At 72.7% G+C, this 23,518-nt stretch carries 17 protein-coding genes and 4 pseudogenes; 11 read left to right on the top strand and 10 right to left on the bottom strand.

Features of this window, described 5'->3' with window-relative positions:
• Positions 1-318: pseudogene (locus tag GA0115242_RS42260) on the bottom strand (hypothetical protein); the annotation flags it as partial.
• Positions 319-661: 343 nt separating this feature from the next.
• Positions 662-1,462 (bottom strand): annotated as a pseudogene (locus GA0115242_RS39500) (DnaB-like helicase N-terminal domain-containing protein); the annotation flags it as partial.
• On the opposite strand from GA0115242_RS39500, the gene GA0115242_RS42255 reads away from it, so the two are divergent.
• Positions 1,374-1,874 carry a hypothetical protein gene (locus GA0115242_RS42255; RefSeq protein WP_176730013.1) on the top strand — a complete coding sequence of 167 codons (501 nt, stop codon included), beginning with the start codon at positions 1,374-1,376 and terminating at the stop codon, positions 1,872-1,874. The pseudogene GA0115242_RS39500 and the gene GA0115242_RS42255 sit on opposite strands and share 89 nt — an antisense overlap.
• Positions 1,875-2,243: 369 nt before the next feature.
• Here GA0115242_RS42255 and GA0115242_RS39490 read toward each other — a convergent pair whose 3' ends face one another.
• The 4 genes and pseudogenes from GA0115242_RS39490 to GA0115242_RS39475 form a co-directional block, all read right to left on the bottom strand.
• A complete protein-coding gene (locus tag GA0115242_RS39490; RefSeq protein WP_093836476.1) occupies positions 2,244-3,404 on the bottom strand; it encodes a magnesium and cobalt transport protein CorA in 1,161 nt (386 codons plus the stop codon).
• A gap of 208 nt (positions 3,405-3,612) precedes the next feature.
• On the bottom strand, positions 3,613-4,404 hold the full coding sequence (locus tag GA0115242_RS39485) for a S1 family peptidase (RefSeq protein WP_093836475.1): 792 nt from the start codon (positions 4,402-4,404) through the stop codon (positions 3,613-3,615).
• A 205-nt stretch (positions 4,405-4,609) separates the two neighbouring features.
• Positions 4,610-7,452: pseudogene (locus tag GA0115242_RS39480) on the bottom strand (AAA family ATPase).
• A 162-nt stretch (positions 7,453-7,614) separates the two neighbouring features.
• Positions 7,615-8,448: a helix-turn-helix transcriptional regulator gene (locus GA0115242_RS39475; protein ID WP_093836477.1), complete on the bottom strand. Its 834-nt coding sequence runs from the start codon at positions 8,446-8,448 to the stop codon at positions 7,615-7,617.
• Positions 8,449-8,566: 118 nt separating this feature from the next.
• Between GA0115242_RS39475 and GA0115242_RS39470 the strand changes: the two genes are divergently transcribed.
• Together GA0115242_RS39470 and GA0115242_RS39465 are read left to right on the top strand one after the other, a co-directional pair.
• Positions 8,567-10,240 carry an AMP-binding protein gene (locus GA0115242_RS39470; protein ID WP_093836474.1) on the top strand — a complete coding sequence of 558 codons (1,674 nt, stop codon included), beginning with the start codon at positions 8,567-8,569 and terminating at the stop codon, positions 10,238-10,240.
• The gene (locus GA0115242_RS39465; protein WP_093836473.1) at positions 10,237-11,850 is read left to right on the top strand and encodes an AMP-binding protein; all 1,614 of its coding nucleotides are present in this window, start codon (positions 10,237-10,239) and stop codon (positions 11,848-11,850) included. Before GA0115242_RS39470 ends, GA0115242_RS39465 begins: the two co-directional genes overlap by 4 nt.
• Positions 11,851-11,875: 25 nt before the next feature.
• Here the strand turns inward: GA0115242_RS39465 and GA0115242_RS39460 are convergent, their stop codons facing one another.
• The gene (locus GA0115242_RS39460; RefSeq protein ID WP_093836472.1) at positions 11,876-12,628 is read right to left on the bottom strand and encodes a hypothetical protein; all 753 of its coding nucleotides are present in this window, start codon (positions 12,626-12,628) and stop codon (positions 11,876-11,878) included.
• A gap of 263 nt (positions 12,629-12,891) precedes the next feature.
• Here GA0115242_RS39460 and gcl point away from each other — a divergent pair, with 263 nt between their 5' ends.
• On the top strand, positions 12,892-14,676 hold the full coding sequence (gcl, locus tag GA0115242_RS39455; RefSeq protein ID WP_093836471.1) for a glyoxylate carboligase: 1,785 nt from the start codon (positions 12,892-12,894) through the stop codon (positions 14,674-14,676).
• Positions 14,677-15,267: 591 nt separating this feature from the next.
• Here gcl and GA0115242_RS39450 read toward each other — a convergent pair.
• Together GA0115242_RS39450 and GA0115242_RS39445 are read right to left on the bottom strand one after the other, a co-directional pair.
• Positions 15,268-16,158 carry a 2-hydroxy-3-oxopropionate reductase gene (locus tag GA0115242_RS39450; protein WP_093836470.1) on the bottom strand — a complete coding sequence of 297 codons (891 nt, stop codon included), beginning with the start codon at positions 16,156-16,158 and terminating at the stop codon, positions 15,268-15,270.
• Between the two features lie 41 nt (positions 16,159-16,199).
• Positions 16,200-17,030 carry a TIM barrel protein gene (locus GA0115242_RS39445; RefSeq protein ID WP_093836469.1) on the bottom strand — a complete coding sequence of 277 codons (831 nt, stop codon included), beginning with the start codon at positions 17,028-17,030 and terminating at the stop codon, positions 16,200-16,202.
• A 277-nt stretch (positions 17,031-17,307) separates the two neighbouring features.
• On the opposite strand from GA0115242_RS39445, the gene GA0115242_RS39440 reads away from it, so the two are divergent.
• The 7 genes from GA0115242_RS39440 to GA0115242_RS39410 all read left to right on the top strand — a co-directional run bounded on the left by GA0115242_RS39440 (position 17,308) and on the right by GA0115242_RS39410 (position 23,239).
• Entirely contained in the window at positions 17,308-17,559 is a 252-nt protein-coding gene (locus GA0115242_RS39440; RefSeq protein ID WP_093836468.1) for a hypothetical protein, read from the top strand.
• Positions 17,556-17,924 carry a helix-turn-helix domain-containing protein gene (locus GA0115242_RS39435; RefSeq protein WP_093836467.1) on the top strand — a complete coding sequence of 123 codons (369 nt, stop codon included), beginning with the start codon at positions 17,556-17,558 and terminating at the stop codon, positions 17,922-17,924. Before GA0115242_RS39440 ends, GA0115242_RS39435 begins: the two co-directional genes overlap by 4 nt.
• 317 nt (positions 17,925-18,241) lie before the next feature.
• Positions 18,242-18,751 carry a 2-oxo-4-hydroxy-4-carboxy-5-ureidoimidazoline decarboxylase gene (uraD, locus tag GA0115242_RS39430; protein WP_093836466.1) on the top strand — a complete coding sequence of 170 codons (510 nt, stop codon included), beginning with the start codon at positions 18,242-18,244 and terminating at the stop codon, positions 18,749-18,751.
• A gap of 7 nt (positions 18,752-18,758) precedes the next feature.
• Positions 18,759-19,163 (top strand): hydroxyisourate hydrolase, encoded by a 405-nt coding sequence (gene uraH / locus GA0115242_RS39425; RefSeq protein ID WP_093836465.1) that lies wholly within the window; start codon positions 18,759-18,761, stop codon positions 19,161-19,163.
• Positions 19,164-19,168: 5 nt separating this feature from the next.
• A complete protein-coding gene (pucL, locus tag GA0115242_RS39420) occupies positions 19,169-20,155 on the top strand; it encodes a factor-independent urate hydroxylase (protein WP_093836464.1) in 987 nt (328 codons plus the stop codon).
• A 100-nt stretch (positions 20,156-20,255) separates the two neighbouring features.
• The gene (locus tag GA0115242_RS39415; RefSeq protein WP_093836463.1) at positions 20,256-21,635 is read left to right on the top strand and encodes an 8-oxoguanine deaminase; all 1,380 of its coding nucleotides are present in this window, start codon (positions 20,256-20,258) and stop codon (positions 21,633-21,635) included.
• 278 nt (positions 21,636-21,913) lie between these two features.
• Positions 21,914-23,239, top strand: a complete 1,326-nt coding sequence (locus GA0115242_RS39410; RefSeq protein WP_237549584.1) for a nucleobase:cation symporter-2 family protein — start codon at positions 21,914-21,916, stop codon at positions 23,237-23,239.
• Positions 23,240-23,294: 55 nt separating this feature from the next.
• On the opposite strand, the pseudogene GA0115242_RS39405 reads toward GA0115242_RS39410, so the two are convergent.
• Positions 23,295-23,518 (bottom strand): annotated as a pseudogene (locus GA0115242_RS39405) (hypothetical protein); the annotation flags it as partial.

Raw genomic sequence — 23,518 nt, 5'->3', positions numbered from 1 at the left:
GGAGCGTGCCGCGATGGCGTCGCGTTCGGTGTCGGTCAGGGGTGCCGGTCCGGGGCGCATCTCGGCCGGGTGCAATCGCTCGAAGGCGAGCATCGCCTGCGCGGGTGAGTCAAAGGTATCGGCGATCCGGCGCATGTGGTCCTCGCCGTGCAGGTGGACGGACTTGCGGCGCCGGTCTAGGTAAATGCCGACGGCGACTGTGGTGTGGCCGTCGTGGGCGTGGGCGTGGATGAGGAGCTGGCCGCGATGGATGTCATCGTGGATCCTCTGTGCCTGGTCGGAGACCTCGCGGATCTCGCTGCGGGTGCACCACGGCATGGGGTAGTTCGGCCAGGTCCGTTCCTCGTCGATGGCCGCTCGGAGTTGTGAGGTGATGCCTTCGGCGACGAGGTGCTTCGCTGCGTCTTTGGCCAGTAGGGCTCCTCGTGGTCGATGCGGGCGAGGACCAGGATGCCTGGGGCCGCGATGCTCCAGCCGCCGATCTCCAGGGCCGTGACGGCGATATGGGCCTGTGAGCCGGTCAGGTGGGCCCACACGGCGCTGGGGTGAGTGGGGTGGGTGTCGAGGCGGACATGTGTGTCGATGGCTGAAGTCACTTGGGGGAACTCGTCTGTTCTGCCGGTGGCCGGGCCGCAGGTTCGGCCACCGTTGTACTCGGCAGTTATCGGGTTGCTCGTGTGGATCGAGCGGCGTGTGCGGCCGTGGTGATCGGTGGGCCGACGCGTATGGCGGGCGCCGGTCGCTGCTGCTGTGGTGGGGCGGCTTGGGTGGCGTTCTGCCAGCGGGTGCGGACGGCGTCGATGTCTGCGAGGGCGCGGCGGGCGCCGACGACGAGCTGGAAGGGGGTGTTCGCCGGGTCGTCGGCGTATGCCTCGATACGCCGTGCGGTGTGCTCGGCCGTGGCCAGGAGCGAGCGCTGCAGGGCGCGTTCGGCCCAGTGCTCGACGAATCCGGCTGGTTCGGCCAGCATGCGCAGGACATCGCCTGGTTCGCTGCCGTCGTCCAGCAGCCCGCGCTGTTGAGCTCCCCACAGGACCGTGACGGGGTCGACGGGCTCGTTGCGGCGGGCGAGGGCGGTCAGGCACTGCCAGAGGCCGGCGTGCAGCGGCAGGGTGAGATCTGCGGGGATCAGCCACCGGATGGACTCGATGTCGGCAGGGCGGGCGGTGGCGGTGGCGAGGAGCAGTTGCTCCTCCGCGACTGCCTCGGTGGGGTCCGGGGTGCGAACGGAGGGCGGTACCGCGGTGCGGGGGAGGACGCCAGAGCGCGGGGGAAAGCGGTTCGCGATGTCGTCCACGACGGTGGCGAGCGCGTCGGCTTCGGTGAGCACCGTCTGGACGGGGAGCGGGAGGCTGCTGTCATGGACGGTGTGCATGAGACTTTCGGCGGCCGTCAGCAGGCGGCGGCGGGCGCGCTCGGCCCCGACCATGCGTGCGTGGGCGGGGGCGTGGCTGCGCCAGGGCGAAGTGTTCGGCCTATCCCCAGAAGACGTCGACTTCCGCCGGGGACTGCTGCGCATCCGCCGACAGGTTCAACTCCTCGATGGGCGCCTCTACTTCACACTCCCGAAGGGCGGCAAGACCCGCGTCGCCGACATGCCGTCCTCGGTTGCCTCCGCGCTGGCCGAGTACTTCATGGAGTACCCCGCTGTCGAGGTCGAGCTGCCGTGGGGCGGTCCGGAGCCCGACCATGCGAGGGAGAAGTTTCCGCTGATCCCGACCACGACATACGGCAACGCCATCCGGGCGAACATCTTCAACGTCGACGGGTGGAAGCCCACCCTGGCCGCGGCCGAAGTGATCCCCGTGCGGAAGCAGGGAGGGCGCTGGAAGGCGTCCTGCAAGGACAGCTTTCACATGCTGAGGCACACATGAGCCTCGGTCATCCTGGAAGCGGGAGAATCCGTCGTCCCCCTTGCGCGCTGGCTCGGGCACTCCAGCCGGACCATCACCTTGGACTTCCACACCTACTTCATGCCCGAAGCCAGAGGGAAGGGGCGCGGCGCAATCGACGCTTCGACGTCTCGCAATCCGCCAGTTTGCTTACTCTTCGTGTCGACCAACGCTCCGGGTGGCCAATGAGGCAGAGGGAGCGATCCAGGCACGGGCCCCGCGACGGGGGAGGCAAGCCGAAGCTGGGCGCGTTTCATTCTCCCCGGATTCTCCCCAGCGGCTTGAGCGGTGCCTGTGCCGGCCGTGTTCGCGCCTCTGGCATCGGAGTGTCGGCGCTTGTTGGTCGACTGCTCAGAGCCAGTCCCGTCGCTTGAAAATGAAATACAAACTGGTGCATACCGCTGCCATCAGTAGCATTGCGAACGGATACCCGAAGGACCAGTGCAACTCCGGCATCCGGTCGAAGTTCATCCCGTAGATCGTGCCGACCAGCGTCGGAGCGAACAGGATCGCCGCCCACGACGAGATCTTCTTGATCTCCTCGTTCTGTTCGAAGCCCGCCTCCGCCAACGCCCGCATCTCCGCGTTCTGTTGCTGGGTGACCAGGGTCGCGTTGACGGTGAGGATGTCCGTCAGGGCCTGGCGGAAGCCGTCGACGCGTTCGCTGGTGTGGGTCACGTGGTCGGCGACGTCGCGCAGGTAGCGCTGGAGTTCCTCGTCCGTGCCGTACTTCGCGAAGCCCGCCATCAGGCCGTGCAGCATGCCGACCAGCGGCCGGGTCGCGCGCTGGAACTCGACCATCTCGCGCGAGAGTTCGTAGATCCGGCGGGAGACCTCCGGGTCGCCCCGGAACACCTCCGTCTCGATCTCGTCGACGTCGTTCTGCACTCCCGCGACGACCGGCGCGTAGCCGTCGACGACCGAGTCGAGGATCGCGTACAGCACCGCCTCCGGGCCCAGTGCCAGGAGTTCGGGTGTGCTCTCCATCCGGCGGCGGACCGCGGAGAGGTCGGGGGCCGCGGCGTGTCTGACCGTGATCACGAAGTCGTGGCCGACGAACACGTGCAGCTCACCGAAGTCGACCTCCTCGGGCGCGTCCAGGTAGCGGGCGGCGCGCAGGACGACGAACAGGGTGTCGCCGTACCGTTCCAGCTTGGGACGCTGGTGGGCCTCCATCGCGTCCTCGACGGCGAGCGGGTGGAGGTCGAACTCCTCGGCCAGGGAGTGGAGTTCGCTCTCGGTGGGGCGGGCGAGGCCGATCCACGCCATGCCGGACGGCTGCTCGCGCAGCTCCCGGTAGGTGTCGGCGAGCGTCGCCGGGGTGGAGACGCGCACGCCGTCGCGGTACAGCGCGGCCTCCACGACGCTGTCCGGCGCGACCGGCTGCGCGGGTCTCGGCCCGGCGGGCGCCGGGGCGGCCGGGGGCTCCGGCGCCCGCGGCGGCGTCAGGGCGCGGCGCCAGGCGGACTTCCTCGCGTCGGGGGAGGCGGGACGGGCGCGTCGCTCGGACATGCGGCTGCCTCTCGCGTGGTCGGGCGCCGGTGGCCGCCGGTGCGGCGGCGGGTGGCGTGATCACGCGCAGGATATCCGGGGCGGACCGGCGAGCGGCGGCCGGTGGGCCGGTCCCGGGACGTGGACAGGGGGCGTTGCGGGCTGCTCGTGGAAGCCCGCAACGCCCCCTGGTAGTGCCCTGAGCGGTTCGCTCAGGAGTTCTTCCGGGTCACGAGTTGACCTGTGTGGCCACCAGGCTGGAGAAGGTCGTCAGCCGGGTGTAGACACCCGGGTAGCCGGCCTCCGCGCAGCCCTCGCCCCAGGAAGTGATCCCTGCCAGGACGCCCCCGATGAGCAGGGGACCGCCGCTGTCGCCCTGGCAGGTGTCGACGCCGCCGGAGGAGTATCCGGCGCAGACCATGTCGGTCTGGACGAAGTCCGAACCGTAGGAGCTCTTGCAGCTGGTGTCGGCCACGACCGGGACGGTCGCGGTGCGCAGCTGGTTGGAGGAGCTGCCGTTCTCCGAGGTGGTGCCCCAGCCGAGGATGCGGGCGGTGGTGCCGGCCGCGTAGACGCCGGTCTGGGACGAGGTGACGTAGGAGGCCGTGGTGTACGGCATCGACGTCGCGAGGGTGAGGACGGCGACGTCCTTGCCCTTGGTGGCGTCGGTGTAGCTCGGGTTGATCCAGATCTTGCTGACCCGGCTGACCGTGCCGTTGGTGCCGTTCAGGTTGGTGCGCCCGCCGACGACCCGCACGCTGCTGGTGCTCTCGCCGACCATGCAGTGGGCCGCGGTGATCACCTTGGTCGCCGAGACCAGCGTGCCGCCGCAGAACTGGTTCTGCGAGGCGTCGGTGATCTGCATGACGAACGGGTACGCCGTGGTCGTGGTCGTCGAGCCACCGACGATGGGCTGGGGGGCCGCGACGGCGTTGGGGGCGCCGAGCAGGGCGGTGGTGGCAGCGGCGGCGGTCGCCGCCAGGACGGCCGCGGTCTTCCTGGCGCGGTTGAGCCCGAACATGAGTCTCCTCAGTGGGGGGTTGCCGGTGGGGGGCGCGCGGGTGTGGGGGGTGGTGCACGGGGGTCGCGGGACCGACCCCCGTATGCCCGGCCGAGCGGCACGCCCTAAAAGTAGGACCGGGCCCACCCTCGTCCCAATGAGGGAACCCCCTAGGGGAGTTGGGCAGGGAAAACCCTCGGTCGCGCCCAGTAAACCCGCAGTGACGTCACTTCGGACGGCGCCCCGCCGCCAGCCGGACGATGTCCACCCGTGAGCGGATGCCCAGCTTCCGGTAGACCCGGGTGAGGGTCGCCTCGACCGTCTTGACGCTGATGAACAGGCGTGCGGCGATCTCCCGGTTGGTCGCGCCCTCCATGACGAGCCCCGCGACCTGCCGCTCCATCGACGCCAGCCCCTCCAGACCGTCGAGGGTCGCGCCGCCGGGGGACGGCGGCCGGACGGGCGGTGCCGAGCCCGCCGCCTCCACCTGCCGCAGCCAGGGCAGTGCCCGGCAGCGCCGGAACAGCCGGGCCGCCTCGTCGTAGGACGTCGGACCGGGCGCCGGGGTTCCCGGCGCGTGCGCCGGGCCGAGGGGCGGGGGGTGCCGCGCAGGGTGGCCAGGGCGAAGGCGGCCCGCGCCTCCTCCAGGCCGTACCCCAGCTTGGCGAGCCGGTCCTGCACGGACGTCAGCCGGGCGAGCGCCGCCTCGTGGTCGCCGCGGGCGGCCCGCACCAGCGCCTCGGCCCGGTCCAGGACGGCCAGCACGCTCTCCCGGCCCAGGCGCAGCGCGTGCTCCCGGGTCACGTCGACGAGTTCCTGCGCCTCGTCGGTCTCGCCGACCCGCACCAGCGCCTCCGCGAGGTCGCCCTGCCAGCGTCCGCGCGCCGGGTCGGTGATGCCGAGCCCGTGCTCCAGCTCCCGCACCCGGCGCAGCGAGACGACGGTGCCGGGGTCGTCCCCGGCCACCAGTTGGGCGTGTCCGAGGGCGGCGAGGGCGCGGGAGACGTAGATCTGGTCGCCGACCTCCTCGGCCTGTCCGACCGCCTCGGCGGCGAGGTCGAGCGCGCGCCGCACGTCGCCGCCCGACGCCTCGGCGAGGGAGGTGAGGACGGCGGACGGCACCTCGCCGATCCCGGAGTCGCGGGCCAGTCTTCGGCTCTCCCTGGCCAGGTCGAGGGCGCGGCCGCAGTGCCCGGAGCGCAGCTCGGTCTCGGCGAGCAGCCGGACGAAGTGCACCTCGGACTCGACCATGCCGCGCCGCCGGACCTCGCGCAGCAGCGCGGCGACGGTGGCGCGGGCCTCGGGGAGCTGGTCGCTCATGATCAGCCAGCGGTAGCGGGTGGCGCCTGGGCCGTTGTGGTGGCAGGCGACCTGCGGGTCCTGGGGTTCCCTGAGCGCGCGTTTGATGGTGGCGGGCGCGTCCGGATGGCCCATCAGGGTCTCGGTCTGGGCCTGGAAGGCGAGCGCGAGGAGTTCGGTGCGCCGGTCGTCGGCGCGGGCCGCCAGCTCCGCCGCGTGGGCGGCCTCCGCGCGGCCCTCGGCGAAGTCGCCCTCCACGACCAGGGCCCGCCAGGCGAGCTGGTAGCGGACCAGGGCGAGCAGCCGCGGGTCGTCGCCCGCGTCGGCGAGGGCCTGCGGGTAGACGGTGTCGACCTCGCCGAGCGCCTGCCCGGCCGCCTCGATCACCACCATCCAGGCCCGCACCCGGTCGGTGGGGGCGGTGGCCCGGGTGAGCACCTCGTGGGCGATGTCCCGGGCGAGGTCGACCTCCCCGGCGGTGATCGCGTCCTCGGCGGCCTGCAGACGGCGTTCGTCGGGGCCGGGTTCGCCGTCGGCGGGGGTGTGCCGGGCGGCGAGCAGGCCGAGCGAGGCGGCGACCGAGGGGGCGCCCCGGTCGCGGGCCTGGGCGGCGGCCTCGGCGAGCCGGGCGGCGGCCTCCGGGTCGGCGCCGGTGATGGCGAGGGCCAGGTGCCTGGCCCGTTCGATGGGGTCGGAGGCGGCGGTGGAGAGCGCGGCGTGCGCGGCCCGCCGGTCCTGCGCGGGTGCCTCGGCGTAGAGCGCGGCCGATATCAGCGGGTGCGCGAACCGGACCGCGGGGCCCTCCTGTTCGGTGGCCAGCAGGCCGAGCCCGGCCGCCTGGACGGTCTCGGCCTCGGCGTTCTCCCGGCCCGCCGCGTGCAGCAGGGCCAGGGTCGGGCGGGCGCCCGCGCTGGCGACGAGGAGGGTGCGGCGGGCCTCGGCGGAGAGCATCCCCAGGCGGTTGAGGACGAGGGCGCGCAGCGAGGTCGGCACCGGCAGCGGCTCGCCCGGACGGGGCGGGGTGGGGCTCTCGGCGAGGGCGCGGCCCAGCTCCAGGGCGAACAGCGGGTTGCCGCCGCTGGTGCGGTGGATGTCCCGGACGGTGGAGCGGGGCAGCCCGGTGTAGCCGCGGTGGTCGAGGAGCGCGGAGACCTGGGAACCGGTGAGCGGGCCGAGCCGGACGGCGAGCGTGTCGGGCGGGGACGCGCGTAGATGCCGGTCGTACTCCTGTCCCTCGGTCCGTACCGCGCAGAGCATCTGGACCGGGGTGTCGCCGAGGCGGCGGGCGGCGAAGCCGAGGAGTTCGGCGCTGGCCGAATCGAGCCACTGGAGGTCGTCCGCGACGATCAGGACGGGGCCCTCGGCGGCGAGCGCGCGCAGCGCGGAGAGCACGGCGAGGCGCAGCGCGAGGCCGTCGCGCTGGAGGGTGGACTCGCCGCGACCGGTGAGGGCCGACTCCAGGGCGGTGCGCTGGGCGGCGGGCAGCCGCTCGGAGACCTCGTCGAGGACGAGCCCCAGGAGGTCGGCCAGGGCCAGGAAGGGAAGGTGGGATTCGGACTCGGTCGCCGAGCAGCGCAACACGGTGCGGGCCGCCGTCCCGTATTGCGCGGCCAATGCCCGCAGGACGGTCGACTTTCCTATTCCGGCGGGGCCGTGGAGCAGCGCGCTGCCGCCGCGGGCGAGCTGCTCGTGGGCCGCGCCGAACAGCTCGTCCCTGCCGATGACCAGGTCGGGGCGGCATCTGGCAGGCTCCTTGAAGTCCCGTCGCACGGTCACCGCTCCCTCCGTGTGTCGTGTCCGGGCCAAATTCTAGGCAACGTCTCATTGAAATTCGGACGGACCACATGGTGAGGGATATAACAACGGCCGGGCATAGGGAAATTCAAAGCACGGCCGAATGAATAGAATGCCCACGCCCGGGTCCAGGCACACCTAGGGCAACACCCCCGCGCGCCGTGCCGCCGCGACCGCCTCGCCCCGGGTGTGCGCCCCCAACTTCCGCATGGCGGACCGGAGATACCCCTTCACCGTCTCCGCCCGCACCCCGAGCCGCTCCGCCGCGAGCGCGTTGGTCGCCCCCGCCGCCACCCACGACAGCACGTCCAGCTCGCGCGGCGCCAGCACCGGCCCCGGCACCCGCGACCGGGGCGCCAGCAGCCCGCACACCTCCAGGAGTTCGGACCGCAGCGCCGGATCCGCGATCCGCGGCGCCAGCGCGCGCAGCGCCGCGTGCGCCTCCCTGACCTGCTCGCGCACCGCGCCCGCCGCCAGCTCCGGCTCGGGCGCCGAACGCGCCGCCACGAGCAGCCCGCGCGCCTCCTCCCGCACCACCAGCGCCTGTTCGACGTCGCGCGCCGCCGCCATCGCCGCGCCCAGCGCCCGGTCGCCCAGCGGCTCGGCCGTGCGCAGCGCGCCGTACAGCACCCCGCGCACCCGCCGCCGTACCACCACCGGCACCGCGAGCACCGAGCGCAGCCCCTCGGCCGCCACCGGGATGTCGTACTCGTGGCTGATCTGCCGGGACGCCGAGTAGTCCGTCACGGCGCACGGCCGGGCCAGCGCCACCGCCTTGCCGCCCAGGCCGTTGCCCGCGGTCACCGCGAGCGCGCTGAGCGCGGGCGTGGCCGTGCCGCACAGCTCGCTGATGCGTATCCGCGGCCCGCCCGACTCCACCAGGCCGCCGAAGGCGACCGGCAGGCCCGTGGTGTGCCGAAGCCGCAGCAGCGCACTGTGGATCTCCACCGCCCCCGTGGCGTCACCTGTCACCCGCTCGCCCTTTCCCGCGGCCACACCCCCGTCCGGGGGTAGTGAGACGTGCATCACGGATTACACGATGACAGAGAGCCGCCCGGCAATGGTCCGGTACGAGGAGGACAGAGCACAGATGACGACGGCGACGGAGGCGTTCCGTAGCGCGCGGGACTTTCTGCTGGAGCACCGCGAGGACTACGTGACGGCGTACGAGGGCTTCGACTGGCCCCGACCCGAACACTTCAACTGGGCGCTCGACTGGTTCGACGCCATCGCCGACGGCAACGACCGCACCGCCCTGCACATCGTCGAGGAGGACGGCTCCGAGCTGCGGCTCTCCTTCGCCGAACTCTCCGCCCGCTCCGACCGGGTGGCCGGCTGGCTGCGCGCGCGGGGCGTCGCCGCCGAGGACCGCATCCTGGTCATGCTCGGCAACCAGGCCGAGCTGTGGGAGACCGCGCTGGCCGCGATGAAGCTGCGCGCCGTCGTCGTCCCCGCGACCCCCCTGCTGGGCCCCGCCGACCTCCGCGACCGGGTCGCCCGCGGCCGGGTCAGGCACGTGATCGCGCGCGCCGAGGACACCGCCAAGTTCGCCGAGGTGCCCGGCACCTGGACCCGGATCTCCGTCGGCGGCCTGCCCGTGGAGTGCTGGGAGCCGTACGAGGACGCGTACGCCCACACCGCCCCGTTCGTGCCGGACGGCCCGACGCTGGCCGACGACCCGCTGATGCTCTACTTCACCTCGGGCACCACCGACCGCCCCAAGCTGGTCGAACACACGCACACCTCGTACCCCATCGGCCACCTCTCGACCCTGTACTGGATCGGGCTGCGCCCCGGCGACGTGCACCTCAACATCTCCTCGCCGGGCTGGGCCAAGCACGCCTGGTCCAACCTGTTCGCGCCGTGGAACGCCGAGGCGACCGTCTTCATCCACAACTACAGCCGCTTCGACCCGGTCCGCCTGATGAGCGAGATGGACCGCGCGGGCGTCACCACCTTCTGCGCGCCGCCGACCGTCTGGCGCATGCTCATCCAGGCCGACCTGACCCAGCTGCGCACCCCGCCCCGGGAGGCGCTGGCCGCGGGCGAGCCCCTCAACCCCGAGGTCATCGAGCAGGTCAGGCGGAACTGGGGCGTCACCATCCGGGACGGCTTCGGCCAGACGGAGACCGCCGTGCAGGTCGCCAACACCCCCGGGCAGGAGCTGAAGTCGGGCTCCATGGGCCGTCCGAGCCCCGGCTACCGGGTCACCCTGCTCGACCCGATCAGCGGGGCGCCGGGCGCCGCCGAGGGGGAGATCGCCCTCGACCTCTCCAGCCGCCCGGTCGGCCTGATGACCGGCTACCACGGCGACCCGGACCGGACGGCGGAGGCGATGGCGGGCGGCTACTACCGCACCGGCGACGTCGCCTCCCGCGACGAGGACGGCTACCTGACCTACATCGGGCGCAGCGACGACGTCTTCAAGGCGTCCGACTACAAGATCAGCCCGTTCGAGCTGGAGAGCGCGCTCCTGGAGCACGAGGCGGTCGCGGAGGCGGCCGTGGTGCCCGCGCCCGACCCGGTGCGGCTCGCGGTGCCGAAGGCGTACATCGTGCTCGCCGAGGGCTGGCAGCCGGGCCCCGACACCGCGAAGGTGCTGTTCGAGCACGCCCGCGAGGTCCTCGCGCCCTACAAGCGGGTCCGCCGCATCGAGTTCGCCCCGCTGCCCAAGACCGTCTCCGGCAAGATCCGCCGGATCGAGCTGCGCGAGGCGACGGCCGCCGGGTCCACCGCCGAGTACCGCGAGGAGGACTTCCGGTGACCGCGATACCGTCCTACGCGCACGGCACGAGCGCCACGGAGCTGCTCGGCGACACCATAGGCGCCGACCTCGACCGGGCCGTCGCCGCCTGGCCCGACCGCGAGGCCCTCGTCGACGTCCCGTCCCGACGGCGCTGGACCTACCGGGAGTTCGCCGCCGACGTGGACCGGCTGGCCCGCGCGCTGCTCGCGGACGGCGTCGCGCGCGGCGACCGGGTGGGGATCTGGGCGGTCAACTGCGCCGAGTGGGTGCTCGTGCAGTACGCCACCGCCCGGATCGGCGCCGTCATGGTGAACATCAACCCGGCCTACCGCACCCACGAGGTCGCGTACGTCCTGCGCCAGGCCGGGGTCTCCCTGCTGTTCGCCTCGCTCAGCCACAAGGGCAGCGACTACCGGGCCATGGTCGACGAAGTCCGCCCCGACTGCCCGCGGTTGCGGCGGACCGTGTACATCGGCGACCCGGGCTGGACCGCCTTCACCGACCTCGGCACCGCCGACCTCCAGGACGAACTCACCGCCCGTCAGGCCGAGTTGTCCTGCGACGACCCGATCAACATCCAGTACACCTCGGGCACCACCGGCTTCCCGAAGGGGGCCACCCTCTCCCACCACAGCATCCTCAACAACGGGTACTTCGTGGGGGAGTCGATCGCCTACACCGAGCAGGACCGCATCTGCCTGCCGGTGCCCTTCTACCACTGCTTCGGCATGGTGATGGGCAACCTCGCGGCCACCTCGCACGGCGCCTGCGTGGTGATCCCGGCCCCGTCCTTCGACCCCAGGGCCACCCTGGAGGCGGTCGGCCGCGAGCGCTGCACCTCGCTGTACGGCGTCCCCACCATGTTCATAGCCGAGCTGAACCTCCCCGACTTCGCCTCCTACGACCTGTCGTCGCTGCGCACCGGCATCATGGCGGGCTCGCCCTGCCCGGTCGAGGTGATGAAGCGGGTGGTCGCCGAGATGCACATGGCCGAGGTCTCCATCTGCTACGGCATGACGGAGACCTCCCCGGTCTCCCTCCAGACCCGCAGGGACGACGACCTCGACCACCGCACCGGAACCGTCGGCCGGGTCCTGCCGCACCTGGAGGTCAAGGTCGTCGACCCGGCCACCGGGGTCACCAGGCCGCGCGGCGAGAAGGGCGAGCTGTGCACCCGCGGCTACAGCGTGATGCTGGGCTACTGGGAGGAGCCGGAGAAGACCCGGGAGGCCGTCGACCCGGCCCGCTGGATGCACACCGGCGACCTCGCCCTGATGCGCGAGGACGGCTACGTGGAGATCGTCGGCCGCATCAAGGACATGATCATCCGGGGCGGCGAGAACATCTACCCGCGTGAGATAGAGGAGTTCCTGCACGGCCACCCGAAGGTCGCCGACGTCCAGGTGGTCGGGGTGCCGCACGAGCGGTACGGCGAGGAGGTGCTGGCCTGCGTCGTCCCGCGCGACCCGGCCGACCCGCCCACCCTGGAGGAGCTGCGCGGCTGGTGCGAGGGGCGGCTCGCGCACTACAAGACGCCGAGCCTGCTGCGCGTCCTGGACTCCTTCCCGATGACGGTGTCCGGCAAGGTGCGCAAGATCGAGCTGCGCGAGCGGTACGCGGCCCGGTAGCGGAGAACGCCCCGCCGCGCCCCTGTCAGGCGTCCGGGGTGCCCAGCTCGTCGGCGAGGCCGTTGACCGGCTGCGGGGTGCCGGTGAGGTCCAGGACGAAGAGGGGGACGCCCAGGGCGTCGGCGCGGTCACGGGCGTCCTCGGCGTACCCGGCGAGGGAGAAGTAGACGCAGTCCGCCGACTCCGTCATCGCCGTCAGCCACAGGCACTCCACGTCCCGGGGCGAGGCCGGGCGCACGGTCGGGTCGACCTGCGCCAGCAGCCCGCGCGCGGCCAGCCCTATCCCGGACGGCGGACGCTGGTCGGCGCGCCGGATGTCCTGGTAGCCGAGCCAGCGCAGATAGAGCGCGGCGGCCGTCACGGCGTCCCGCGCGGTGCGGATGGTGACCGGCTGGAAGGCCGGGCGCGGCGCCCCGGACGGCGGCGGACCCGGCGGCGCCGGAGCACCGCCGTCCGCTCCGGCCCGCCCGGGGACGGCGGCCCCGGTGCCGTCGGCGCCGCTGTCGGCGGGAGCGCCCTCCCCGGCGACCGGGATGCGCAGCGACGTGCCGCAGGGGCAGCCGAGTTCGGGGCGCGGCCACTGGTCCCGGCGGCCGCAGGAGCCGCAGCGCACGGCGATCCAGTCCTGCTCCCACACCCGGTCGGTGACCACCACGGGCGCCGCGCCCGGATCCAGCGGTGGCGCGACCGGGGCGCCGCACCCGCACGGGTACGACGGGGCGCTGTACCGGTGCAGGCGTCGGCAGGCCGGGCACCGCACCGGCACGCTCTCGGGCATGGCCCACTCCCCAGCGTCGCGAAGGGGCGCCACCGACGGGCGTCCCCATGAGTCCGCGCCCCCATCGTGCCCCCGCGCCCCTCCCGTCGTGGGCGCTTGCCCGTCTCTTGACGGGTTTTCGGCCTCCCCCTACATTGTTTCCAGATAGTAGAATTCTGTTTCCGTAATGCGGAATTTCACGATACGGAAAAGAGTCTCGGAAGCCAATCTCACCGCGGGGCGCGACGGGAGTGCGATTCCGACCGGCCGAGCAGGAGTACTCGATGGCTCGCATGACCGCTGCCCGCGCGGCAGTTGAGATCCTCAAGCGGGAAGGCGTCGGTGACGCGTTCGGCGTCCCCGGCGCGGCGATCAACCCCTTCTACGCGGCGCTCAAGGCCGCGGGCGGCATCCGGCACACGCTCGCCCGCCACGTCGAGGGCGCCTCGCACATGGCCGAGGGCTACACCCGCACCCACCCGGGCAACATCGGCGTCTGCATCGGGACCTCGGGGCCCGCGGGCACCGACATGATCACCGGCCTGTACTCGGCCCTCGGCGACTCGATCCCGATCCTGTGCGTCACCGGACAGGCGCCGACCGCGGTGATCCACAAGGAGGACTTCCAGGCCGTCGACATCGCGTCGATCGCGGGCCCGGTCACCAAGATGGCGATCACCGTCCTGGAGGCCGCCCAGGTCCCCGGCGCCTTCCAGCAGGCGTTCCACCTGATGCGCTCCGGGCGCCCCGGACCGGTCCTGATCGACCTGCCGATCGACGTCCAGCTGACGGAGATCGAGTTCGACCCGGAGACCTACCAGCCGCTGCCCGTCTACAAGCCCGCCGCGAGGCGCGCCCAGATCGAGAAGGCGCTCGACCTCCTCGACGCCTCCGAGCGCCCGCTGATCGTGGCGGGCGGCGGCGTCGTCAACGCGGACGCGGCCGAACTGCTCGTCGAGTTCGCCGAGTTGACCGGGGTCCCGGTCGTCCCGACCCTGATGGGCTGGGGCCTGCTGCCCGACGACCACGAGCTGAACGCCGGGATGGTGGGCCTGCAGACCTCGCACCGCTACGGCAACGCGACGTTCCTGGAGTCCGACTTCGTCCTCGGCATCGGCAACCGCTGGGCCAACCGGCACACCGGCAGGCTCGACGTCTACACGGCGGGCCGCACCTTCGTCCACGTCGACGTCGAACCCACCCAGATCGGCAGGATCTTCGCCCCCGAGTTCGGCATCGCCTCCGACGCCGGGGCCGCCCTCGCGCTCTTCGTCGAGGTGGCGCGCGAGCGGCAGGCGGCCGGGCGGCTCCCGGACCGCTCGGCATGGGCGGCGCTGGCCCAGGAGAAGAAGGCCACCCTCCAGCGCCGCACCCACTTCGACGACGTCCCGATCAAGCCGCAGCGGGTCTACGAGGAGATGAACAAGGCGTTCGGACCGGAGACCCGGTACGTCTCCACCATCGGCCTCTCGCAGATCGCCGGCGCCCAGATGCTGCACGTCTTCCGGCCCCGGCACTGGATCAACTGCGGTCAGGCGGGCCCGCTCGGCTGGACGATCCCGGCCGCGCTCGGCGTCGCCAGGGCCGATCCCGACGCGCAGGTCGTCGCGCTCTCCGGCGACTACGACTTCCAGTTCATGATCGAGGAACTGGCGGTCGGCGCGCAGCACCACATCCCGTACGTGCACGTCCTGGTCAACAACTCCTACCTGGGCCTGATCCGCCAGGCGCAGCGTGCCTTCGACATCGACTTCCAGGTCAACCTGGAGTTCGAGAACGTCAACTCGCCCGAACTCGGCCTGTACGGCGTCGACCACGTGAAGGTCGCCGAGGGCCTCGGCTGCAAGGCGATCCGGGTGACCGACCCGGGCGAGCTGGGGGCCGCGTTCGAGCGGGCGAAGAAACTCGCCGCGGAGTTCCGGGTGCCGGTGGTCGTCGAGGCGATCCTGGAGCGGGTCACGAACATCGCGATGTCGACCACCAACGACATCTCCGCCGTCGTCGAGTTCGAGGACATCGCGACCGAGCCCGGCCACGCGCCGACGTCGATCCGGACCCTGAAGGTCTGACGGCGACACGGCGGCACGGCGAGGGCGGCCCGTCCGGGGGACGGGCCGCCCTCGTGTGCGCGGGGACCGTGTCCCCAGACAGGGCGGGGCGGGCGGACGCCCGGTGCGGCGCGTGTGCCTGCGGCCGGGCACGCGGAAGGGCGCCGGACGCGGGAGGAACCGCGTCCGGCGCCCTGGCCGGGGAGAGGGGTGGGGAGGTGGACCGTCCGACGGCGCGAGGCCGGGCGCGACGGGTCGTTCGCGCCGCCGGACGGGGTCGGTGAAGTGGCGGGGACCGCGGCGGCCGTGACGGCGCGGGGCCCGTTCTCCTCAGGTCGAAGAAGGGGACCCGGGCCTTCACCACCGCACTGGCTCACGTGCCGCCGCGGTCCTCGCCCCGCCCGCCGCGGTCCGGCCGGTCACCCCTCATCCGGGCCGGCCGTCCGCGCGGGCTGTCCAGGTGCCGGGTCCCGGGCGGGAACCGGCCTGTGCGCAATCCGGTGCCAACAGGCCGCCGGATCACGGGAGTCGGGTTCCGGGCGGCGCCGGCGCCTGGGCGCGACAGGACAGATGTCAGCGCCGGTGCCGCCCGGAAGTCTGGGTGGGTCCGGCTCAGACCTCGGTGCCGGAGAGCCGTTCCACGGCCCGCAGCAGGGCCGAGTGGTCGAGCCCGCCGTCGCCCTGCGCGCGCAGGCTCGCGACGAGCTGCGCGACGACGGCGCCGACCGGCAGCGCCGCGCCGACCGTGCGGGCCGCCTCGGTGACGATGCCCATGTCCTTGTGGTGCAGGTCGATCCGGAAGCCCGGCCTGAAGTCGCGGGCCAGGAAGTTGTCCTTCTTGCGGGTGAGCACCGTGGAACCGGCGAGCCCGCCGTTGAGGACGTCCAGCGCGGCCTTCAGGTCCACGCCGGACTTCTCCAGGAACACCACGGCCTCGGCGCACGCCTGGATGTTCACGGCGACGATCAGCTGGTTGGCGGCCTTCACGGTCTGGCCCGAGCCGTGCGGACCGCAGAGCACGATGGTCCTGCCGAGCGCCTCCAGGATCGGGCGGGCCGCGTCGAAGTCGGCCTGCTCGCCGCCGACCATGATGGACAGCACCGCCTCGACGGCCCCGGCCTCACCGCCGGAGACGGGCGCGTCGAGGACCCGCAGGCCCTTGTCCCGGGCGGCCTTCGCCAGGTCGATCGAGGTCTGCGGGGTGATCGAGGACATGTCGATCAGCAGGGCGCCGGACCTGGCGTGCGCCAGGATGCCGTCCGGGCCGTAGGCGATCGCCTCGACCTGCGGGGAGGCGGGCACCATCGTGATGACGACGTCGGCGTCCCTGACGGCCTCGGCGATCGAGCCGACCGCGGTGCCGCCCGCGGCGGTCAGCCGGTCCAGCTTGTCCTGCTCCAGGGTGTGACCCGTGACGTGGTAACCGGCCTTGATCAGGTTCTCGGACATGGGGGAGCCCATGATGCCGAGGCCGATCCAGGCGATGCGGGGGAGCGTGCTCATGTCGGGGATACCTCTCTGACTGCGGTGCCTGGGCGGGGAGTTCAGCGGGCGGTGCGCGGGAGCCAGTCGAAGGACGCGGCGCTCGGGCGGTCGCCCGGCTTGTACTCCAGGCCGACCCAGCCCTCGTACCCGGCCTTCGTCAGCCGGTCGAGGAGGTCTTCCAGGGGGAGGGTTCCGGTGCCGGGGGCGCCCCGGCCGGGGTTGTCGGCGATCTGCACATGGCCGGTCCTGGCCGCGTACCGCTCGATCACGGCGGGCAGGTCCTCGCCGTTCATGGCCAGGTGGTACAGGTCCATGAGGAAGCGCGCGTTGCCGAGTCCTGACGCCTCGTCGACCCGGTCGGCGACCGCCACGGCGGCCGGTGCCGACACCAGCGGGTACCGGGGCGACTCCGGCCGGTTGAGGGCCTCGATCAGCAGGACCGCGCCGATCCGGTCGGCGGCGCGGGCCGCGAGGACCAGGTTCTCCAGCGCCAGCGCGTCCTGTTCGGCCGGATCGACGCCGTCGACGCGGTTGCCGTACAGGGCGTTGAGCGCCGTGCAGCCGAGCGACCCGGCGAAGTCGGCGGCCACGTCGATGTTGGCGCGGAACCGCCGGGACTCCTCGCCCGGGACCGACAGGGCGCCCCGGTCGGGGCCCGGGAGCTGTCCGGCGTAGAAGTTCAGGCCGGTCAGCCGGACTCCGGCGTCCTCGATCGCCCGCCGCAGGGCGTCCAGCGCGGACCGCTCGGGGGTGGGGGAGTCGACCCAGGGCCACCACAGCTCGACCGCGGAGAACCCGGCCGCGGCGGCGGCCGCGGGGCGCTCCAGGAGCGGCAGCTCGGTGAAGAGGATCGACAGGTTGACGTTGAAGCGCTGGTCTGCGAATCCCATCGGGGGCCGCGCTCCCTTCCGTTGTCGTCGTTCAGGCGGTGTCGCTCCGCCGTTCCTGACTTCCATATTGCGGAAGTTTGTTTCTGCTTAATGGAAGGTTGCCGTCGGGGAGCGAGGGTTGTCAAGGGGGTCGGGCCGCCCGTTCGGGCCGCTCGCCCTCCCGGTGGGCCCCACCGCCGTCGGCTAGAGTCGCTGGGCACCTCCCGGTGCCGCCCCCGTGTGGCCTCGCCGCGGGTGATCCGGGCGGACGCGCAGGCCAGGACCGTTTGGGGGCAGGATGCGATTGCGGGTGGAGTTCACCACCGAACCCTTCGACCTCGACGAGGCGCCGGCGCACGCGCTGGTCGCCCGCGAGGTCGTCGAGACGGCCGCGCTGGACGCGGTCGACGTCGGACCGTTCGGCAACACGGCGGAGGGTGGGGCCGACGCGGTGCTCGGCGCCGTCGACGCGCTGCTGCGGCGGAGCCTGGAGGCCGGTGCCACCCGGATCTCGCTCCAGGTCAACGTGGTCGGGGAGGACGCCAGGTGACCCGTCCCGGCGACGAGCCCTTCCTCGCCGCGGTGAAGCCGCTGGTCGACGCGATGGGCGGGGAGATGCTCCCGCCCGGCGAGGCGGGACCCGACGACGTCGTCCTCAGCTGGGAGGGCGCCGAGGCGGTCGCCGTGCGGCTGCCGCAGCTCGCCGACTCGCTCGACCACATCCTCGCCGCGATGGAGCGCGCCCGCGGCAAGCCCCTCGCCGACCTCGACCGCAAGGCCAAGCAGGAGGTCGTCAAGGCGCTGGAGGCGCGCGGCGCCTTCTCCGTGCGGCACGGCGTGGAGACGGTGGCCGGGGCGCTCGGCGTCAGCCGCTTCACCGTCTACAACTACCTCAACCGCGAGAAGGGCGTCTGAGGGGGAGGACGGGGGCTCCGCCCCTGCTGTCGGGGCGGAAGGGCGCGCTGAGCTGGTGCTTCCGGTGCGGCGGGAGGCGTGGACGGGCGTTGCTTCCGGGGGTGCTGGGGGTGCGGACGGGCGCCGCTTCCGGGGGTGCCGGGGGGTGCGGACGGGCGCCGCTTCCGGGGGTGGCGGGGGCGTGTCGGGGTGGTGATCCGGTGGCGAGGCGAAGGTAACCGGGAATTTTCAACAAAGTGTTGACGCCGTGTTTTCGAGGGCGTTAGCTATCGGCAGCCCGTTCAGCACGACGGCCGTTCGCGGCCACGGAGGCTCCCGTGACGTCGACTTCCACGCCCCCGGGCCTGGCCCGGTTCAACGACCTGGCGGAGCACGCGGCCCTCGCCGTCCTCACGGAGGCGTGCGCCTCCGCCACCTGGGCGAAGCGGCTCCTGGCCGCCCGTCCCTACCCCACCCTCGACGCCCTGCACACCGCCAGTGACGCCGCCACGGCCGACCTGACCGGCGACGACCTCGCCGAGGCGATGTCCGGGCACCCGCCCATCGGCCGCCCCAGGCCCGGTGACCCCGCCTCCGCCCGCGAGCAGCGCGGCATGGCGGGCGCCTCCGAGGAGCTGAAGGCCGAGATGCTCGAACTGAACCTCGCCTACCAGGAGAGGTTCGGGCATGTCTTCCTGATCTGCGCGACCGGCCTGACCGGCGAGCGGATGCGCGACGCGGTCAGGGAGCGGCTCGGCAACGCGCCGGAGCGGGAACGCGCGATCGTCCGCACCGAGCTGGGCAAGATCAACCGTATCCGGCTCGCCCGACTCGTCGAAGAGGACTGAGACCAGCATGACCACCAGCACCACGGCCTCGGTGTCCACGCACGTCCTGGACACCAGCGTCGGCCGCCCCGCCCGCGGCGTCACGGTCCGGATCGCCGCTCGGCGCGGCAGCTCCGGCGACTGGCAGCCGCTCGGCGGCTCCGCGACCGACGCGGACGGGCGGTGCAAGGACCTGCCGGCGCTGCCGGAGGGAACGACCCGGGTCCGGCTCGACTTCGAGGTCGAGGCGTACTTCGGGACAGCAGCCCAGAACCAAGCCGATGCGCAGCAGGACGCCCCCGCGAATCGGGACAGCGGTGCCGGAGCGTTCTTCCCGGAGGTGACGGTCACCTTCGCCGTCGACCCCGGGGAGCACTACCACGTGCCGCTGCTGCTCAACCCGTTCGGCTACTCCGTATACCGAGGGAGCTAGCAGACATGACCGACGTTGCCCGCCCTGCCCACGCCGACCTCCCGCACCCGGCCCGCACCCAACCCGCCCGCCAGGACCGCCCGGTGACGCTGGGTCAGAACCAGTACGGCAAGGCCGAGAACCGGGTCGTGCGGATCGTGCGGGACGGCGCCACCCACCACATCAAGGACCTGAACGTCTCCGTCGCGCTCTCCGGCGACATGGACGAGGTCCACCTCTCCGGCTCCAACGCCAGCGTGCTGCCGACCGACACCACCAAGAACACGGTGTTCGCGTTCGCCAAGGAGCACGGGGTGGCCTCCGCCGAGCAGTTCGGCATCCACCTGGCCCGGTACTTCGTCACCTCGCAGGAGTCCATCCGCACCGCGCGCATCCGCATCGAGGAGTACGCCTGGGAGCGGATCGCCCGCCCCGGCGAGGAGACGGGCGCGGACGTGCCCCGGCACTCCTTCGTCCGCGGCGGCCAGGAGACCCGGCTCACCCAGGTCACCTACGACGGCGCGTCCTGGGAGGTCGTCTCCGGGCTCAAGGACCTCACGGTGCTGAACTCGACCGACTCCGAGTTCTGGGGCTACGTCAAGGACAAGTACACGACGCTGCCCGAGGCGTACGACCGCATCCTGGCCACCGACGTCACCGGCCGCTGGCGCTTCGCCTGGAGCGACGACGCCGAGGAGGCGCCGGACTGGGAGGAGTCCTACCGGGAGGTCCGCGCCCACCTGCTGCAGGCGTTCGCCGAGACGTACTCGCTCTCGCTCCAGCAGACCCTGTACGAGATGGGCTCGCGGATCATCGAGCACCGCGGCGAGATCGACGAGGTGCGGTTCTCCCTGCCCAACAAGCACCACTTCCTCGTCGACCTCGCGCCCTTCGGGCTCAAGAACGACAACGAGGTCTACCTCGCCGCCGACCGCCCCTACGGACTGATCGAGGCGACCGTGCTGCGCGAGGGCCGCGAGGCGCGCATCCCGGTGGACCTCAGCAACCTGTAGCAACCGCATCTCGGCACCCGCGGCCGGGGACCACCCCGGCCGCGGCACTCAAAACCTCCGGGTCCTGCCGTGCCCTCCCCTCCAGCGCAAAGGACGAACCATGGCAGCAGCCCAGCGCGTCGTCATCGAGAACGGTGCGATCGCGACCGTCGACGCCGACGACACCGAGTTCGCGCACGGACACGTGGTGATCGCCGGCAACCGCATCGAGGCGGTCGGCGCGGGCAGGGCCCCCGAGGGCCTGGAGAACGTCGTACGCCGCATCGACGCCACCGGCCACCTCGTCACCCCCGGCCTGGTCAACACCCATCACCACTTCTACCAGTGGATCACCCGGGGCCTCGCCACCGACCACAACCTCTTCGACTGGCTCGTCGCGCTGTACCCGACCTGGGCGCGCATCGACGAACCCATGGTGGACGCGGCGGCCCGGGGCTCGCTCGCCATGATGGCCCGCGGCGGTGTCACCACCGCCATGGACCACCACTACGTCTTCCCGCGGGGCTCGGGCGACCTCTCCGGGACCATCATCCGCGCCGCCCGCGAGACGGGCGTCCGCTTCACCCTCGCCCGCGGCTCCATGGACCGCAGCGAGAAGGACGGCGGACTGCCCCCGGACTTCGCCGTCGAGACCCTCGAAGGCGCCCTCGCCGCGACCGAGGCGACCGTCGCCGCACACCACGACGCCTCCTTCGGCGCGATGACCCAGGTCGCCGTCGCGCCCTGCTCGCCGTTCTCCGTCTCCACCGAACTCCTGCGCGAGGGAGCCCGGTTGGCCCGCCGGCTGGGCGTGCGGCTGCACACCCACGGCTCGGAGACGGTGGAGGAGGAGAAGTTCTGCCACGAGCTGTTCGGCATGGGACCCACCGACTACTTCGAGTCCACCGGCTGGCTCGGCGACGACGTGTGGATGGCCCACTGCGTCCACATGAACGACTCCGACATCGCCGCGTTCGCCCGCACCCGCACCGGCGTCGCCCACTGCCCGTCCTCCAACGCCCGCCTGGCCGCCGGGATCGCCCGGGTCCCCGACCTCCTGGCGGCCGGTGTCCCGGTCGGCCTCGGCGTGGACGGCACCGCCTCCAACGAATCGGGCGAACTCCACACCGAACTGCGCAACGCCCTCCTGGTCAACCGCCTCGGCGCGCACCGCGAACGGGCGCTGACGGCCCGTCAGGCACTGCGTCTCGGCACCTACGGCGGGGCCCAGGTGCTGGGCCGGGCGGCGGAGATCGGCTCCCTGGAACCCGGCAAGCTCGCCGACCTGGTGCTGTGGCGGATGGACACGCTGGCCCACGCCTCCATCGCCGACCCGGTCGCCGCGCTGGTCCTCGGCGCCGCCGCACCGGTCACCGCGTCGTTCGTCGACGGCCGCCAGATCGTCGAGGACGGCCGTCTGACGCAGGTCGACGAGGGCGCCGTCGCCCGCGCCACCCGCGACCAGGCGCGACGGCTCGCGTCGGTCACCGCCCGGGGCTGACCCCGGGCACCCCAGCTCCGACCGGGAGGGACGGCTCCCGGTCGGCGGCCGTGGACCCGCGACGGGCCCATGGCGGCCGTCCGGGGCGCGCACCGGTGTGCGCGCCCCGCGACGGTCGACCGTCCCGTTCCGCGTACGACCGGTCCCGCACGACCACACGCATCACCTCCAAGAAACCCGCGTCGGAGCCGACGCGTCACGCACCCGGAGGAGCCGCCGTGACCCCCGAACCGCTCGCCACGACCCACCCGGTCGACGAAAGACTGCCCGCCCTGAAGATGGCGACGACCGGTCTCCAGCACGTGGCCGCCATGTACGCCGGGGTCGTCGCGCCGCCCCTGATCGTCGGCGCCGCCATCGGCCTCTCCGCCGCCGACCTCACCTTCCTCACCGGCGCCTGCCTGTTCACCGCGGGGCTCGCCACCTTCCTCCAGACCATCGGCGTCTGGAAGATCGGTGCCCGGCTGCCGTTCGTGAACGGTGTCACCTTCGCCGGTGTCGCCCCGATGACGGCCATCGCCGCCTCCACCCACGACCGGTCCGACGCCCTGCCGGTCATCTTCGGCGCCGTCATGGTCGCCGGGTTCCTCGGCTTCCTCGCCGCGCCCGTCTTCGGGAAGGCGGTGCGGTTCTTCCCGCCCGTCGTCACCGGCTCGGTCATCACCCTGATAGGCGTCTCCCTGCTCCCGGTCGCCTTCGGCTGGGCCCAGGGACCCGACCCGTCGGCGCGCGACTACGGCTCCGAGACCTACCTCGGGCTCGCCGCCGCCACTCTCGTCGTCGTGCTGCTGCTGCGCCGCTTCACCCGCGGCTTCGTCAAACAGATCGCCGTGCTGCTCGGCCTGGTGGCGGGCACGCTGGTCGCGATCCCGCTGGGCGTCACGGACTTCGGGCCGGTCGCGGACGCCGACGTGATCGGCTTCCCGACGCCCTTCCACTTCGGCGCGCCCCAGTTCCAGCTCGCGGCGATCGTCTCGCTGTGCGTGGTGATGGTGGTGTCGATGACCGAGTCGACCGCGGACATGCTGGCGCTGGGCGAGATAGTCGGCCGCCCGGCCGACGAGCGGACCATCGCGGCCGGGCTGCGCGCCGACACCCTCGGCTCCGCCCTCAGCCCCGTCTTCAACGGCTTCATGTGCAGCGCGTTCGCCCAGAACATCGGCCTGGTCGCGATGACCCGGGTGCGCAGCCGGTTCGTGGTCGCGGTCGGCGGCGGGTTCCTGGTGCTGATGGGGCTCTGTCCGGTGGCCGCGTCGCTGATCGCCGTCGTGCCCCGCCCGGTGCTCGGCGGCGCGGGGGTGGTGCTGTTCGGCTCGGTCGCCGCGAGCGGCATCCAGACGCTGGTCAGGGCGGGCCTGGAGAAGGACAACAACATCCTGATCGTCGCCGTCTCGCTGGCGGTCGGCGTCATACCGATCACCGCCCCGGACTTCTACCACGCCTTCCCCCAGACCGCCCGCATCGTCCTCGACTCGGGCATCTCCACCGGCTGCGTCACCGCCGTCGCCCTGAACCTGGTCTTCAACCACCTCGGCCACCGGCGCGACGCCCAGGACGTGACGCATCCGATGGAGGCGGGGGAGGAGATCGCGGCGGCGCGCTGACCGGCCGTCCCCGCCCCGGCGCCGCCGCGCGCCCCTCCGTACGGGTGTCACCGCGTCAGACCCGGCGCGGTGACGCCAGCAGATAGCGGGTCCCGGTGCGCGGCTGCGTGTACTCCCCGGCCTGCCAGCCCGCCCGCTCCAGGGTGGCGGCGCAGGCCCGCAGCGCCGCCGGGTCCGGTTCGTGGACGGCGACGGCCTCCGGCTGGGGCGTGGCCCGCACCCGGTAGCCGGGCGGGTCGGCACCGGCCGGGCGGTGGCCCGCCGCCTCCAGGGCGAGCG

The organism is Streptomyces sp. SolWspMP-5a-2 (assembly GCF_900091845.1).
In the GTDB taxonomy this organism is placed as follows: Bacteria; Actinomycetota; Actinomycetes; order Streptomycetales; family Streptomycetaceae; genus Streptomyces; species Streptomyces doudnae.
The sequence above is the reverse complement of the archived record's forward strand: the minus strand, read 5'-3'. Positions and strand labels throughout refer to the sequence as shown.

What these genes read in the sequence shown, in the direction of transcription:
- GA0115242_RS39410 (WP_237549584.1), top strand. Translation starts at nt 21,914, where the DNA reads ATGGCGACGACCGGTCTCCAGCACGTGGCCGCCATGTACGCCGGGGTC.
- GA0115242_RS39490 (WP_093836476.1), bottom strand. Translation starts at nt 3,404, where the DNA reads ATGTCCGAGCGACGCGCCCGTCCCGCCTCCCCCGACGCGAGGAAGTCC.
- GA0115242_RS39450 (WP_093836470.1), bottom strand. Translation starts at nt 16,158, where the DNA reads ATGAGCACGCTCCCCCGCATCGCCTGGATCGGCCTCGGCATCATGGGC.
- GA0115242_RS42255 (WP_176730013.1), top strand. Translation starts at nt 1,374, where the DNA reads ATGAGACTTTCGGCGGCCGTCAGCAGGCGGCGGCGGGCGCGCTCGGCC.
- GA0115242_RS39440 (WP_093836468.1), top strand. Translation starts at nt 17,308, where the DNA reads ATGCGATTGCGGGTGGAGTTCACCACCGAACCCTTCGACCTCGACGAG.
- GA0115242_RS39460 (WP_093836472.1), bottom strand. Translation starts at nt 12,628, where the DNA reads ATGCCCGAGAGCGTGCCGGTGCGGTGCCCGGCCTGCCGACGCCTGCAC.
- GA0115242_RS39485 (WP_093836475.1), bottom strand. Translation starts at nt 4,404, where the DNA reads ATGTTCGGGCTCAACCGCGCCAGGAAGACCGCGGCCGTCCTGGCGGCG.
- gcl (WP_093836471.1), top strand. Translation starts at nt 12,892, where the DNA reads ATGGCTCGCATGACCGCTGCCCGCGCGGCAGTTGAGATCCTCAAGCGG.
- GA0115242_RS39415 (WP_093836463.1), top strand. Translation starts at nt 20,256, where the DNA reads ATGGCAGCAGCCCAGCGCGTCGTCATCGAGAACGGTGCGATCGCGACC.
- GA0115242_RS39470 (WP_093836474.1), top strand. Translation starts at nt 8,567, where the DNA reads ATGACGACGGCGACGGAGGCGTTCCGTAGCGCGCGGGACTTTCTGCTG.
- uraH (WP_093836465.1), top strand. Translation starts at nt 18,759, where the DNA reads ATGACCACCAGCACCACGGCCTCGGTGTCCACGCACGTCCTGGACACC.
- GA0115242_RS39445 (WP_093836469.1), bottom strand. Translation starts at nt 17,030, where the DNA reads ATGGGATTCGCAGACCAGCGCTTCAACGTCAACCTGTCGATCCTCTTC.
- pucL (WP_093836464.1), top strand. Translation starts at nt 19,169, where the DNA reads ATGACCGACGTTGCCCGCCCTGCCCACGCCGACCTCCCGCACCCGGCC.